Origin of the sequence: Tsuneonella litorea, from assembly GCF_025154015.1 — a bacterium.
Classification (GTDB): domain Bacteria; phylum Pseudomonadota; class Alphaproteobacteria; order Sphingomonadales; family Sphingomonadaceae; genus Tsuneonella; species Tsuneonella litorea.
Map to the genome: position 1 here is coordinate 1 of NZ_JAOAMV010000004.1, position 13,490 is coordinate 13,490.

Genomic DNA, 13,490 nt, shown 5'->3' on the forward strand with positions numbered 1-13,490 from the left:
GCGAGGAAAGCTGCTCGCCCCCGATCCGCGTCAGCCTGCCAGCAACGCAGAACCCGACTTCTTCAACAGAATAGGGGTGGAGAGCGGACATTCGGACAGGAAGAGCTAATTTGCGTCTCTCTATCATTTTGTCGCCTAGCCGAACTCTCCTCTTCCCAGAAAATGGGGCGGGGCGGGCTGGCAGTCACGTCTGCGGGTGGATGAAGCGGGTTGGGAGTTCGGCCACCCACTTCTTGAGTTCATCCGTCTGAGCGAGGTCACCGGAATAGACGATAGCCGGTTCGTACGGCCCATATTCGCCTGAGCCTATCGCGACCTTCTGGAGGGTTGAGAAGGTGCGAATGCCTGACGGGAGAAGCTCCTCGCGGACCTCCATGTACCGCGTGCTGACATCCGTTGCTTCGCCGACATGGAGTGCACCAAGCCGCCGGAATATGTCGGTTGCGAGCAGGCACGAGCTGAAACACGCCCGGTCCGTGACCAGCACTATTTGCCCGGCCATCGCAGGATCCGGCAATTTCTCGCTCTCGGAATCGGTATCCGCTGTTTGCTGGCTGGCGCAATCTGGGAGCGCCGGCGCAAACGCTCGCTCCTCTGCGAGGGCCGCTTCCATGTCTTCCACAAGTGCCGAAACATATGCGAAAGACTGCGGGTCGCCACCTTTGAGCCGATCGCGCCAGTCCTGCACGGCCATCAGGTTTCCTTTAGAAACGCGCCAGAAAGCACCGCGACATGTCGCGACCGGCTGCGCTTGTCCGTTTGCCGCTCCTTCTCCCACCAACAGTTTAGCGATCGCCGAGGCATGAGAGGAGTCCCCGCCGCCGTTCCCGCGCAAGTCGAGCACGACCATCGGCGCAGCTCGCAGCTCTTTCTGGAGCCTCTCGACTTCGTCCACCACTTCAGCCGCGCTCGATTCCAGCGTTTGCAGGTGGATCCAGTAACCTCCTTCGAAGGGCTTCACTCCCATGCCGGCAGCGGGCCGCTTTCCTTCGGCGCGCTCGATGAACGGGAATATCTCGGGAACCGTGATCTGCCTCCATTCGAGCCTCGCTTCAACTCGTTCGCCGGCGATTGACTGGAAGACACAGCTTTCTGGCCTGCTCAGGAACGGGTTGCCGTCGCGGACCAGCAGCCACGCGGCGTTGGCCGCGAGCTGGGCCTCGATCTCGGGATTGCCCTTGAACGAGCCGATCCGCTGCTTGGCCCAACTTTCCGCCTCGATCCCGTCGCAGGAAGTTAGCCTATACCCCAAGAGCGCGGAGTCGTTCGTGCCGCGCTCCTGCGCGCCCACCACCCAGCTTCCCCCGCGCCGCGAGAGGATTATCCCCGCCCATGCCCGGTGCGGGTACTCGACAAGTGAATTTGACCAGATGTGACGATCCCGGAACTCCGCAGCTAGGCCGGACATCAGGGCGTTGTAGGCGGGATAGCTATCGACCTTAGGAAGTCGGCTCTCGACATTGGCTCGCGCATCTTCGAGCCGCGTCATGAAGACCGTGTCATTGAGCGAGGGTTCGGCACCGGGATGGTTGCGCTCAACCAACTCCAGCGCAGCTCGCGCGTCGCTTTCAGCGAGCAGACGCCACGGGTTTGCCGTCTCCTGCGCGAGCGTTTGCACAGCACAGCTTGCCGACGCGCAAGCCAGCACCCTGAAAATGAAACGCCTTAACAACATGAGATCCCTCCCAGAGATCGGACGCAATAATTCGCCAATGAAGGCCATCTCTCGGCGAATCAATAAGGCAAATGTCCGCAAAGGGGTCGTCTGCCGATAGTCCGGTCTTGGCAATGCAGCGCGCCTGACCAGCCAATCTCACTCCAGCCACTCGATGTCCGCGCCGTGCGGGTGCGACCAGGCGAGCAGCGTCTCGTCATCGCCGCCGGGCCAGTAGCGGACCTTGAGCGCGTGGCGGTGGACGGTCCGGTCGGCCTCGACCGAAACCCACGCGAGCGCCTTGTCCTCGGTCGCCCGCTCGCCCGCCGCTTCCATTGCGGAGGTCACGCGGGCCTGCTGATCCTTGGGCACGTATTGCCAGACGATCGAGTGCATCAGGACGCGCGTCGTGCCCTCTGCCTGCGGCTTCGCCAGTTCCGCCTCGACGAAATCGGCCGCGTTCATCCGAACGATGTCGGGCGCCTGGTCCTTCGCGGCGGCGATCGCGGCCTCCATCCGGTCGAAGCGCACCGTGTGCTCGGGCCAGATATAGGCCTTTAGCCGCAGCGCCTGCGCCGGGTCGGTAAGGTCCACCGGGGCGACGTCGCAGCCCTTCAGGCTGGCGATCTCGATATCGACCTGTGGCGGCGGGGCGCCCTTCCACTCGGGCGCGAAGGTCATCACCGGGCGGTCGGCCCCCGCGCGCGTGCCGCCCAGATCGTAGGCACAGCGGTCCATCATCAGATTGATTCCCGCCGACGAGCCGATTTCCAGGCATTCGAAGCGCGGGGGCAATCCCTTGTCTGCCAGCCACAGCATCGCCGCCATGAAGTTGACCGAGCGTCCGGCCTCGTTGGTCTGCGGCGGGCCGGCGAGCCACGCCATCAGCGGCGCCTCGTGCGCAGCGATCGCATCGCGGACGAGGCCCACGTCGTCGTGCGCCTCGCGGGTCGGGTTGGGATCGCGGTAGATCGCGCCAAGTTCGGGCTGCGCGCCCGAGAGCCACAGCGAGTGGATCCCGCCCGCGATGCGCAACGGCAGCGCGTCGGCGAGCGGGGCGCCCTGCCACTTGCGGATGCGGTCGAGCAGCGCGCCTGGTTCGTCGCTGTCGAGCAGTTCGGCGACCGCGGCGACGATCCGCGCGGTGATCGGTGCATTCGCCGCCCGGCAATAGGCGACCTGGTTCTCGAACGCGCGCGCCACGGCTCCCTCGCCGGTCAGGTCGATGTCGACCAGCTCGTACTTCGCCCTGCCGTCAGCCATCTTGCCCACCTTTCGCAAGTTGCCCTTTTTCCGCCCGCACCCTAAGTGCGCCGCGCCGTGCCAGAAACCTCCAGCCTTCCGCTCACCTTCGCCGTCCCCAAGGGTCGCATCCTCGACGAGGCGCTGCCGCTGATGGCGCGCGCGGGCGTCGTGCCCGAAGCCGGCTTTCACGACAAGGGCGACCGGCGCCTCGCCTTCGCCTGCGAGGGCGCGGACTACCGCGTGATCCGGGTGCGCGCCTTCGACGTCGCCACCTTCGTCGCGCACGGCGCCGCGCAGGCCGGGATCGTCGGCGCGGACGTGATCGAGGAGTTCGACTACTCGGACCTCTATGCCCCGGTCGACCTCGGCATCGGGTACTGCCGCCTGTCGGTGGCCGAACCCGCCGCCGGCGCCGCCTCGATCGACGGCAGCACGCACGTGCGCGTGGCGACCAAGTATCCCAACCTCACCCGCCGTCACTTCGAGGCGAAAGGCGTGCAGGCCGAGTGCGTTAAGCTGAACGGGGCGATGGAAATCGCCCCCGAGCTGGGACTGGCAGGGCGGATCGTCGACCTCGTCTCGAGTGGGCAGACGCTGAAGGACAACGGCCTGGTCGAGACGTCCACGATCATGGAAATCACCGCACGGCTGATCGTCAACCGCGCCGCGCTCAAGACCGATCCGCGCGTCGCCGCGCTGGTCGAGCGATTCCGGGAGATCGCGTCGTGAAGCGCCTCCGCAGCTCCGATCCGGGCTTCGACATGGCGTTTCGCCGCATCGTCGACGACCGCCGCGAGAGCGACGAGAACGTCGCCGGGGACGTCGCCGACATCCTCGCGCGGGTAAAGGCAAGGGGCGACGCGGCGCTCAGCGAATACACCCACCGGTTCGACGACCACCAACTGACCGAAGACGCCGACTGGCGGATCGATCTGGCGGACTGCAAGGCGGCGTTCGACGGGCTCGACGGGGCCTTGCGCGACGCGCTGACCCTCGCTGCCGACCGCATCCGCGCCTATCACGAAAAGCAGCTCCCTGCCGACCGCGACGAAACCGACGCGAGCGGCGTGCGGCTCGGCGCGCGCTGGCGGCCGGTCGATGCCGCGGGCCTCTATGTGCCCGGCGGGCGCGCCGCCTACCCCTCCTCGCTGCTGATGAACGCGATTCCCGCCAAGGTCGCGGGCGTCGAGCGGCTCGCCGTCGTCACGCCCACCCCGGGCGGGAAGACCAACCCGCTGGTGCTCGCCGCCGCGCACGTCGCGGGCGTCGACGAGGTCTGGCGGATTGGCGGCGCGCAGGCGATCGCCGCGCTCGCCTATGGCACGGAGCGCATCCGGCGGGTCGACGTCATCACCGGTCCCGGCAACGCCTGGGTCGCCGAGGCCAAGCGCCAGCTGTTCGGCGTGGTCGGCATCGACATGGTCGCCGGCCCGAGCGAGATTCTCGTCATCGCCGACCGGCACAACGATCCCGACTGGATCGCCGCCGACCTGCTCAGCCAGGCCGAGCACGATCCCGACGCGCAGTCGATCCTCATCACCGACGACGCCGACTTCGCCGAGCAGGTCGAGGACCGGGTGGACGTCCAGTGCGCGATGCTCAAGACGCACAAGGTCGCGCGGGCGAGCTGGGACGATCACGGGGTGATGATTGTGGTCGACAACCTCGAGCAGGCGATCCCGCTCGCCAACGCGCTCGCTGCCGAGCACGTCGAGCTTGCCGTCGCCGACCCGGAGCCGTTCGTCGAGGGCATCCGCCATGTCGGCAGCCTGTTCATCGGCCGCATGGCCCCCGAAGCGGTCGGCGATTACGTCGCCGGGCCGAACCACGTCCTTCCCACCGGCCGCCGCGCGCGGTTCTCGAGCGGGCTGTCGGTGCTCGACTTCATGAAGCGCACGAGCTTCATCGAGGTCGACGCCCCGGCGCTTGCGGCCATCGGGCCGGCCGCCGCCGCCCTCGCCCACGCCGAGGGCCTCGAGGCGCACGCCCGCTCGATCGAACTGAGACTGAAATGAACAACAATTCCCCCCACAATCCGCGATCGCAGGCCCGCTCGGCCGCCCGCCTCGCCGCCGTCCAGGCGCTCTACCAGCACCAGATGGAAGGCACCGGCGAAGCGCGGCTGCTCGACGAATTCCACCAGCACCGGCTGGGCATGACCGTCGACGAGGAGGAGTATGCCGATGCCGAGGTCGATTTCTTCGACGACCTGGTGAAGGGCGCCCTCGCCCGGACGGACGAGATCGACGAACTGGTCGCCGGCAAGCTCGCCGCCGGCTGGACGCTTGCCCGGCTCGACAAGACGATGCTCCAGATCCTTCGCGGCGGCACCTACGAACTGCTCGCCCGCGCCGACGTACCGGTCGCTGCCGCGATCAGCGAATGGGTCGACGTCGCCAAGGCGTTCTTCGACGACCGCGAGGCCAAGTTCGTCAACGGCGTCCTCGACGCGGTCGCCAGGGACGTGCGCGCCTGAGCGGCGAGGCCGCCTTCATCGACGCCCTGCGCCGCATCGCGACGCACCCTGCCGCCCGCGGGCTGGCGGACGATGCCGCGGTCCTCGACATCGGGGGCGAAACGCTCGTCCTCACGCACGACGCCATGGTCGAGGGCGTGCACTGGCTCCCGGGTCAGGACATGGCCGACGTCGCCTGGAAACTGGTCGCCGTGAACCTGTCCGACCTTGCCGCGAAGGGGGCCGAGCCCTTGGGCGTGCTCTTGGGCCATATGCTCGGCGGCGACGAGGCGCGGTTCCTCGAGGGCCTCGCGGATGTGCTCGGCGAATATGGGGTGCCGCTGCTGGGCGGCGATACCGTGGCAGGGGGGCCGCCGCTCGCGCTCGGCCTCACCGCGCTCGGCCGTGCGACCTTTCGCCCCGTGCCGGCTCGCAGCGGAGCGCGACCGGGCGACGAGGTATGGCTTGCCGGCACGATCGGCGGAGCGATGACGGGGTTCGAGGCGCTGCGCGACGCGACCGGCGCCGATAGCGAGGCGTACCGCCGCCCGCGCCCCCTCCTCGCCGAAGGGCGCGCGCTCGCGCCGCGGGTAACCGCGATGCTCGACGTTTCCGACGGCCTCCTTCTCGACGCGGCCAGGATCGCGGAAGCGAGCGCAGTCACGGTCGACCTCGCACCGATGAATGTTCCCCTTGCCGCGCCGCAAGACCGGCGCGCCGATGCGCTGCGCTGGGGCGACGATTACGCCCTTCTGTTCACCCTGCCCCCCGGGACGCCTCTGCCCGTTCCCGCGAGCCGGATCGGCAACGTCTTGCCGCGTGGCGCTGAGCCCCTGCTGCTCGACGGAACGGCGGTTCCGCCAGAACGCCCGCTCGGTTACCTGCACGGCCGCTGACACCGCCGGCGAGCGACCGGGGGAATACCCGCGCGATGCAGCCGTTTCTCACTTGCGCGCCCGAGTCGCGGCCTTATACCTCGCGGCCTCTTACGCTGCCCGGGAGAGGCGGCGATCATCCACGTCAAGCAGGAGGGGACTTTCCGTGGACTTTGTCTTGATATCCATAATACTCGGGTTGCTGGCCGTCGTGTACGGCTTCGTCACCAGCCGCCAGGTGCTCGGGGCGAGCGCCGGCAGCGACAAGATGCAGGAAATCGCCGCGGCCATCCAGGAAGGTGCGCAAGCCTATCTGAAGCGCCAGTACACCACGATCGCGATGGTCGGCGTCGTCGTCGCCGTTCTCGTCTTCGTGTTCCTCGGCGCCATTTCCGCCAGCGGGTTCGTGCTCGGCGCGATCCTCTCGGGCGTGGCCGGCTTCATCGGGATGAACATTTCGGTCCGCTCGAACGTCCGCACCGCGCAGGCTGCCTCGACCGGACTGCAGCAGGGCCTGACGATGGCCTTCCGCGCGGGCGCGATCACCGGCATGCTGGTGGCGGGCCTTGCCCTCCTCGCGATCGCGGTGTTCTTCTGGGTGCTGACCAGTTCGATGGGCTATGCCGCGAATGACCGCATCGTGGTCGACGCGCTCGTCGCGCTGGCGTTCGGCGCCTCGCTGATCTCGATCTTCGCGCGGCTTGGCGGCGGCATCTTCACCAAGGCCGCCGACGTCGGCGCCGACCTCGTCGGCAAGGTCGAGGCAGGCATTCCCGAAGACGATCCGCGCAACCCCGCAGTGATCGCCGACAACGTGGGCGACAACGTCGGCGACTGCGCCGGCATGGCCGCGGACCTGTTCGAGACCTACGTCGTCACCGTGGGCGCCACCATGGTGCTCACCGCGCTGCTCATGAAGGGCCTTGGCGACCTGCTGATGCCGATGATGAGCCTGCCGCTGCTGATCGGCGGGGCGTGCATCCTGACCTCGATCATCGGCACCTATTTCGTCCGCCTCGGCGGAGGAAAGAACGTGATGGGCGCGATGTACAAGGGCTTCCTCGTCACCGCTGTCCTGTCGGTCCCGCTGATCTGGGTCGCCATCGATGCCGCCATCGGCATCGACACCGAGATCACCCGCAGCCTGGCGGATGTCAGCGCCGGGCAGCCGATCGCCGAGGAAGGCCTGGCCGAACAGGTGGTCAGCTTCACCGGCTGGGACCTGTTCTGGTGTTCGCTGCTCGGCCTCGTCATCACCGGGCTGATCATCTGGATCACCGAATACTACACCGGTACAAACTATCGCCCGGTACGCTCGATCGCCAAGTCTTCGGAAACCGGCCACGGCACCAACGTGATCCAGGGCCTCGCCATCAGCATGGAAGCGACCGCGCTGCCGACGCTGGTGATCGTTGCGGGCATCGTGATCGCCTACCAGCTCGCTGGCCTGATCGGGATCGCCTATGCGGCGACTGCGATGCTGGCGCTGGCCGGCATGGTCGTGGCGCTCGACGCCTATGGCCCGGTCACCGACAACGCCGGCGGCATCGCCGAGATGGCGGGCCTCGACGACAGCGTGCGCGAGAAGACCGACCTGCTCGATGCGGTGGGTAACACCACCAAGGCGGTGACCAAGGGCTATGCGATCGGATCGGCCGGCCTTGCCGCGCTGGTGCTGTTCGCCGCCTACACCACCGACCTCGGCGAGTTCTTCCCGAACACCGACGTCGATTTCAGCCTCGAAAACCCGTACGTGATCGTCGGGCTGCTGCTCGGCGCGCTGCTGCCCTACCTGTTCGGCTCGATGGGCATGACCGCCGTCGGCCGCGCGGCAGGAGACGTGGTGATCGACGTGCGCGACCAGTTCGCGAACAACCCGGGCATCATGACCCACGAGTCGAAGCCCAACTACGCGCGCACGGTCGACCTCGTCACCAAGGCCGCCATCAAGGAGATGATCATCCCCTCGATGCTGCCGGTGCTGGCGCCGATCGTGGTCTACTTCGCGATCACCGCGATCGCCGGGCAGGCCAACGGCTTCGCGGCATTGGGCGCACTGCTCCTCGGCGTGATCGTCGGCGGGCTGTTCGTCGCGCTGTCGATGACCGCCGGCGGCGGCGCGTGGGACAACGCGAAGAAGTACATCGAGGACGGCAACCACGGCGGCAAGGGCTCCGAAGCCCACAAGGCCGCGGTGACCGGCGATACCGTGGGCGATCCCTACAAGGACACCGCGGGGCCAGCCGTGAACCCGATGATCAAGATCACCAACATCGTCGCGCTGCTTCTGCTCGCGGCGCTCGCGGCGGGCGGCGCGGGCTGAAGCACACACCGCTCCGTTAAGAAATACGCAGGACCCCGCCTCGTTTCGATACGGGGCGGGGTTTTGTTTGCCCGCGTTAAATCTTCCTCCAGCGCCCGCGGGTATGGCGCCTGCGATGGAACACGCAGTCGGCCTGGCTACCTCGGGCGAAACGGATGCCGGTGCGCTCGCAGTACGCCCGTGGCGCGCGTTCGGTGACGATTCGGGGTGGGATGCGCTTGCCGACAGGGCGGCCGAGCCCAACCCGTTTGCCGAGCGCTGGTTCGTGCAGGCTGGACTGGAAGCCATCGGGCGCGGCGAGCAGCCACTGATCGCGGCCTTCGAATCGGGCGGCAAACTGGCCGGGCTCATTCCGCTCGCGCGCAGCCTGGCCTACGAAGGCTATCCCCTGCCTCACATCGCGAACTGGCGCCACGCGAATGCCTTTCTCGGCACGCCGCTGGTCGCCGCGGGGCACGAGCACGCGTTCTGGCGCGCCCTGCTCGGCTGGGCCGATGCGCACGCGGGCATCGCCCTCTTCCTCCATCTCGACCTGCTGCCCACCGGCGAGCCGCTGTTCGCGGCACTGCGCGACGTATGCCTGGTCGACGCGCGTCCCGCCGCGGTCGTCCACCGCCATGAGCGGGCGGCGCTCCAATCCGACCTTGCTCCGGAAGCCTATTTCGAAGCCGCGATGAGCGGCAAGAAGCGCAAGGAACTGCGCCGCCAGTTCGCTCGCCTGTCGGAACTCGGCGCGCTCTCCTTCGAGCGCCGCGACGACGCGGAAGGCATCGAGCCCTGGTGCGATACCTTCCTCGCGCTCGAACGGGCCGGCTGGAAGGGTGCAGAAGGCTCGGCGCTTGCCTGCAATCCGGCCACGGACCGGTTCTTTCGGACCGTCCTGCGGCGTGCGGCGACCCACGGCCGGCTCGAACGGCTGGCGCTGACGCTCGACGGACGGCCCGTCGCCATGCTGGCGAACCTGATCGTCCCGCCGGGCGCCTTCAGCTTCAAGACTACTTACGACGAGGGTCTGGCCCGATTTTCGCCCGGCGTGCTGCTCCAGCGCGAGAACCTTGCCCTCCTCGCGCGCGACGACATCGCGTGGGCCGACAGCTGCGCTGCCCCCGACCACCCGATGATCGAACGAATCTGGCGCGAACGGCGCGAGATCGCCCGCGTCAGCATCGCGATCGGCGGGCCTGCCCGCCGGGCCGCCGCCGCTCTCCTCTTCCGCGCCGAAACCGGCGCACCGCTCGAAGGACTCTAGCCCCATGGATGCCCGCACCGGCTTCACCGCGCTCGACACCGCCGTCTTCGGCCCCGCGGCGCGCTGCGCATTCGCCGCCGCCTATCCCGAGACACCGCGAGTGATCGAGCACCGGCTGCGCGACCACCCGCTGCTCGCGCTCGATTCCCTCGCTGCCCTTGCCGGGCGGCTTCCCGAAGCGTCGATCGAATACAATCGCGGAGACCTGCCGATCGGCGTCGACGGCAAGCCCGGCGGCACCGGGATCGGAATCGAGGACACGATCCTCCACATCGCCACGAGCAACAGCTGGGCCGTGCTCAAGAACATCGAACAGGACCCGGAATACGAGACACTGCTGCTAGCCCTGCTCGACGAATTGCGGCCGGTGATCGAGGCCAAGACGGGCCGGATGCTGCGACCACAGGGCTTCGTGTTCATCTCGAGCCCCGACGCGGTGACGCCCTATCACTTCGACCCCGAGCACAACATCCTGCTCCAACTGGCAGGCAGCAAGGTCATGACCCAGTTTCCCGCCGGCGACGAGCGCTATGCCCCCGATACCACGCACGAGAGCTACCATATGGGCGGCCCGCGCGAGTTGCGGTGGAGCGACGAGCTGGCGGAAGGCGGAAAGGCATTTGCGCTCGGTCCGGGCGAAGCGCTGACGGTGCCAGTGATGGCGCCGCACTTCGTGCGCAACGGGCCCGCAAGCTCGGTCTCGCTGTCGATCACCTGGCGCAGCGACTGGTCCTTCGCGGAGGCCGACGCGCGCTGCTGGAACGCGCTGCTGCGCAAGGCCGGCCTCGCGCCGCGCGCGCCCCGCCGCTGGCCGGCCGCGAACCGGGGCAAGGCCTATGCCTGGCGCGCATGGCGGCGGATTACCGGCACGAGTTGACGCGCGCGTAAGCCTGCCGCAAGGCGCGCTGACCATGACCGACAAACCCACCGACGCAGCACTCGTCGCCGACCTCGTCGCCCTGCTCGATCCCGCGCCGCTGGGCGACGACCGCTTCGAGGGCGCCCGCAAGAAGGGCGGCGTCGGCCGCGTGTTCGGCGGCCAGGTCATCGCCCAGGCGCTGATCGCGGCCGAGCGAACGGTCGACGAGGACCGCGCGGCGCATTCGCTCCACGCCTATTTCCTGCGCGGCGGGAACGAGGAATATCCGATCACGCTCGACGTCGACCGCCAGCTCGACGGGGGCAGCTTTTCCAACCGCCGCGTCGTCGCCAGCCAGCCCAGGGGCGATGGCGATCCCGAAGGCGGGATGCAGCCGATCCTCAACCTCGCGGCAAGTTTTCAGAAGCACCAGCCGGGCCTCGAGCACGAGCGCGTAGTCCTGCCCGCGGTGCCGCCGCCGGAGGACCTGCGCTCCGACGAGGAACTGCGCGCGGAAATCGCGCCCACGCTGCCCGAACGGGTCCAGCGATTCTTCAACGAGCCGCGCCCGATCGAGATTCGCGCCGCCACGGGTCGTCACTGGCTGACCGAGGGGCCGCAGGAGCCGGTCCAGCACTCGTGGTTCCGCGCCCGCGCGCCCCTGCCCGACGACCCGCGAATCCACCGCGCGGTGCTCGCCTACCTCAGCGATATGCAGCTTCTGGGCACGAGCATCATGCCGCACGGCCTGTCGTGGATGCGGGGCGAGGTGAAGAGCGCCAGCCTCGACCATGCGATCTGGTTCCACGCACCGTTCCGGGCCGACGAATGGCTGCTCTATTCGTGCGACAGCCCGTGGTCGGGCGGCAGCCGCGGGTTCAACCGGGGACAGATCTTCCAGGACGGGCGACTGGTCGCCAGCGTCGCGCAGGAAGGCATGATTCGCCGGGTCGAGCCGCGCGCGCGATAGAATTCGCGGCAAGCTAACCCGGTCTTAACCCCGTTGGACCACCCTTTCTCCGCAACCCCCGCGGAGTAGAGCCACTTGTCCATCGAAGCCCGTTTCGACACCGAAGATAGCACCGATCCGCGCGGCGCCGGCCGCCGCACGCTCCACCTCGGGGTCAGCGGCCGCTTCGCGTCGGGCAGCAAGGGCGCCGTCACCGTTCACAACATCTCCGCGACCGGCCTGCTCATCGAGACCGCGGCGGCGCTGGCGGAAGGCGAGACGATCGTCGTCGATCTGCCGGAGGCCGGCGAGCGCCATGCGCGGGTCGTGTGGGCCGACGCCCCGATGCACGGCTGCCGTTTCGACGACCCACTTACCCCCGCCGCGCTCAGCGCGGCGCAGTTGCGCGGTGCGGTCCGGGACGGGGATCGCGGAGACCGCACAGTCAGCGAGGATTTCGGTGTCCGCCTCCGCCGCCTGCGGACCGAACGCGGCCTGTCGCTTGCCGACATCGCCGATCGCCTCGGCGTCAGCAAGCCAACGGTCTGGGCATGGGAACACGGCAAGGCGCGCCCGGTCGAGCGCCGCCTGGCTGCCCTCGCCGAAGCCCTCGGGGTCACGACCGGCGGTCTCGAACCGGCGGCCTCCGGCCCTGTCGAGGCGGTCGAAGCCGGCCGGCGCCAGATCGCCGAGGCCTATGGCGTAGAACCGGCGCGGGTGCGCATCATGATAGAGCTTTAAGTCAAGCGAACCCCAGAAAGAGCTTGCAAGTTTTCCACAATTCGAAAAAGAAAACGTGGTTAACAAATCGCGTTTTCTTCTGATTCTACAAATCGTTAGTTAAACATAACCGTCAAACTAACGCGATTGTTCAACGGAACCGAGGGTAGCGATACTCTTTTACGATGGTTGCGTTAGCGGGATCTGGCGCAACCGGGGGCAACGTTAGTTTACCGGGTCGGAGAATGCCGATTCGGGAAGGCGTCGAACGGGGGCGTGAACAGGATGTGGGGCGCAATTTCGCCGGGGGAAGCCTCGGCACTCTATCGGCTGGTAGCGCAAAGCCCGACCGATCTCGTGCTGAAGACCGACAGGATGGGCCGCATCGTCCATGCGACCGCCGCAACGGGCGGCCTCGGCCTCGCCTTCGCCGGCGACCCGGTGGGACGGCATCTGCTCGAACTGCTCCATCCCTCGTGCAGCGAGGCCGTGCTTGCCGAGCACGCCGCCGCAGTGCGCGGGCAGGACGGCAGTGGCTGGATCGAGGTTCTCGTCCTGGCGCAGGACGGATCGCAGCGATGGATGGAGATGAAGCTCGGCGGCCTGCCCGAACGGTGCGGCGCGCTCGGCCTGCTGCGCTCGATCGACGAGCGCCGCGCGCTCGAGGACCGGCTGTTCGTCGCCGCGATGACCGACCCGCTCACCCGCCTGACCAACCGCGAGGCCTTCGTGCGGATGCTCGGCCACCTGGTCGAGAGCAATGCGTCGGGCCACGTCGCGCTGTTCGACCTCGACCACTTCCGCACGATCAACCTGCGCCACGGCCACAGCGGCGGGGACAAGGTGCTGGTGGCCTTCGCGCGCCTCCTGCGCAGCCTGCTGCGCGCCGACGACATCGTCAGCCGGGTCGGCGGCGGCACCTTCGGCGTCCTCCTGCCCGAGGTCGACGCGGCGACAGCCCACAGCGCCTGCGCCAGGGTGGTCGCGGCGATGGCCGAGCTCAACGAGGGAGCGGGACGCCACCGGTTGACCGCCAGCGCGGGCGTCGCGCGGTTTGCCGTCTCCGCCGATTCGACGCTGCGCGAGGCGGAACTCGCGCTGCTTTCCGCGAAGTCGCGCGGCCGCAACCGGGTCGAGCGCGCGCGCCGCTGGCACTAGGGC

General features: G+C 68.2%; 12 protein-coding genes. 10 read left to right on the forward strand and 2 right to left on the reverse strand.

The window, feature by feature from the left end:
* Nucleotides 1-184: 184 nt before the first annotated feature.
* Both N0B51_RS08335 and N0B51_RS08340 read right to left on the reverse strand, forming a co-directional pair.
* Nucleotides 185-1,723 carry a S41 family peptidase gene (locus tag N0B51_RS08335; RefSeq protein ID WP_259961864.1) on the reverse strand — a complete coding sequence of 513 codons (1,539 nt, stop codon included), beginning with the start codon at nucleotides 1,721-1,723 and terminating at the stop codon, nucleotides 185-187.
* A gap of 90 nt (nucleotides 1,724-1,813) precedes the next feature.
* Entirely contained in the window at nucleotides 1,814-2,917 is a 1,104-nt protein-coding gene (locus tag N0B51_RS08340) for a DUF2332 domain-containing protein (RefSeq protein ID WP_259961865.1), read from the reverse strand.
* A gap of 57 nt (nucleotides 2,918-2,974) precedes the next feature.
* Here N0B51_RS08340 and hisG point away from each other — a divergent pair, with 57 nt between their 5' ends.
* The 10 genes from hisG to N0B51_RS08390 all read left to right on the forward strand — a co-directional run bounded on the left by hisG (nucleotide 2,975) and on the right by N0B51_RS08390 (nucleotide 13,487).
* Entirely contained in the window at nucleotides 2,975-3,628 is a 654-nt protein-coding gene (gene hisG / locus N0B51_RS08345) for an ATP phosphoribosyltransferase (protein ID WP_259961866.1), read from the forward strand.
* Nucleotides 3,625-4,914 (forward strand): histidinol dehydrogenase, encoded by a 1,290-nt coding sequence (gene hisD, locus N0B51_RS08350; protein WP_259961867.1) that lies wholly within the window; start codon nucleotides 3,625-3,627, stop codon nucleotides 4,912-4,914. The genes hisG and hisD overlap by 4 nt, the downstream gene beginning before the upstream one ends.
* The gene (gene nusB / locus N0B51_RS08355; protein ID WP_259961868.1) at nucleotides 4,911-5,375 is read left to right on the forward strand and encodes a transcription antitermination factor NusB; all 465 of its coding nucleotides are present in this window, start codon (nucleotides 4,911-4,913) and stop codon (nucleotides 5,373-5,375) included. Before hisD ends, nusB begins: the two co-directional genes overlap by 4 nt.
* Nucleotides 5,372-6,250 (forward strand): thiamine-phosphate kinase, encoded by an 879-nt coding sequence (gene thiL / locus N0B51_RS08360; protein WP_259962228.1) that lies wholly within the window; start codon nucleotides 5,372-5,374, stop codon nucleotides 6,248-6,250. The genes nusB and thiL overlap by 4 nt, the downstream gene beginning before the upstream one ends.
* A 145-nt stretch (nucleotides 6,251-6,395) precedes the next feature.
* Nucleotides 6,396-8,552, forward strand: a complete 2,157-nt coding sequence (locus N0B51_RS08365) for a sodium-translocating pyrophosphatase (RefSeq protein ID WP_259961869.1) — start codon at nucleotides 6,396-6,398, stop codon at nucleotides 8,550-8,552.
* A 115-nt stretch (nucleotides 8,553-8,667) separates the two neighbouring features.
* Nucleotides 8,668-9,801, forward strand: a complete 1,134-nt coding sequence (locus N0B51_RS08370; protein WP_259961870.1) for a GNAT family N-acetyltransferase — start codon at nucleotides 8,668-8,670, stop codon at nucleotides 9,799-9,801.
* 4 nt (nucleotides 9,802-9,805) lie between these two features.
* The gene (locus N0B51_RS08375) at nucleotides 9,806-10,678 is read left to right on the forward strand and encodes a cupin-like domain-containing protein (RefSeq protein ID WP_259961871.1); all 873 of its coding nucleotides are present in this window, start codon (nucleotides 9,806-9,808) and stop codon (nucleotides 10,676-10,678) included.
* Nucleotides 10,679-10,712: 34 nt separating this feature from the next.
* Nucleotides 10,713-11,630, forward strand: a complete 918-nt coding sequence (locus N0B51_RS08380; protein ID WP_259961872.1) for an acyl-CoA thioesterase — start codon at nucleotides 10,713-10,715, stop codon at nucleotides 11,628-11,630.
* Between the two features lie 75 nt (nucleotides 11,631-11,705).
* On the forward strand, nucleotides 11,706-12,350 hold the full coding sequence (locus tag N0B51_RS08385; protein WP_259961873.1) for a helix-turn-helix domain-containing protein: 645 nt from the start codon (nucleotides 11,706-11,708) through the stop codon (nucleotides 12,348-12,350).
* 264 nt (nucleotides 12,351-12,614) lie between these two features.
* Entirely contained in the window at nucleotides 12,615-13,487 is an 873-nt protein-coding gene (locus tag N0B51_RS08390) for a sensor domain-containing diguanylate cyclase (RefSeq protein ID WP_259962229.1), read from the forward strand.
* Nucleotides 13,488-13,490: the final 3 nt, after the last annotated feature.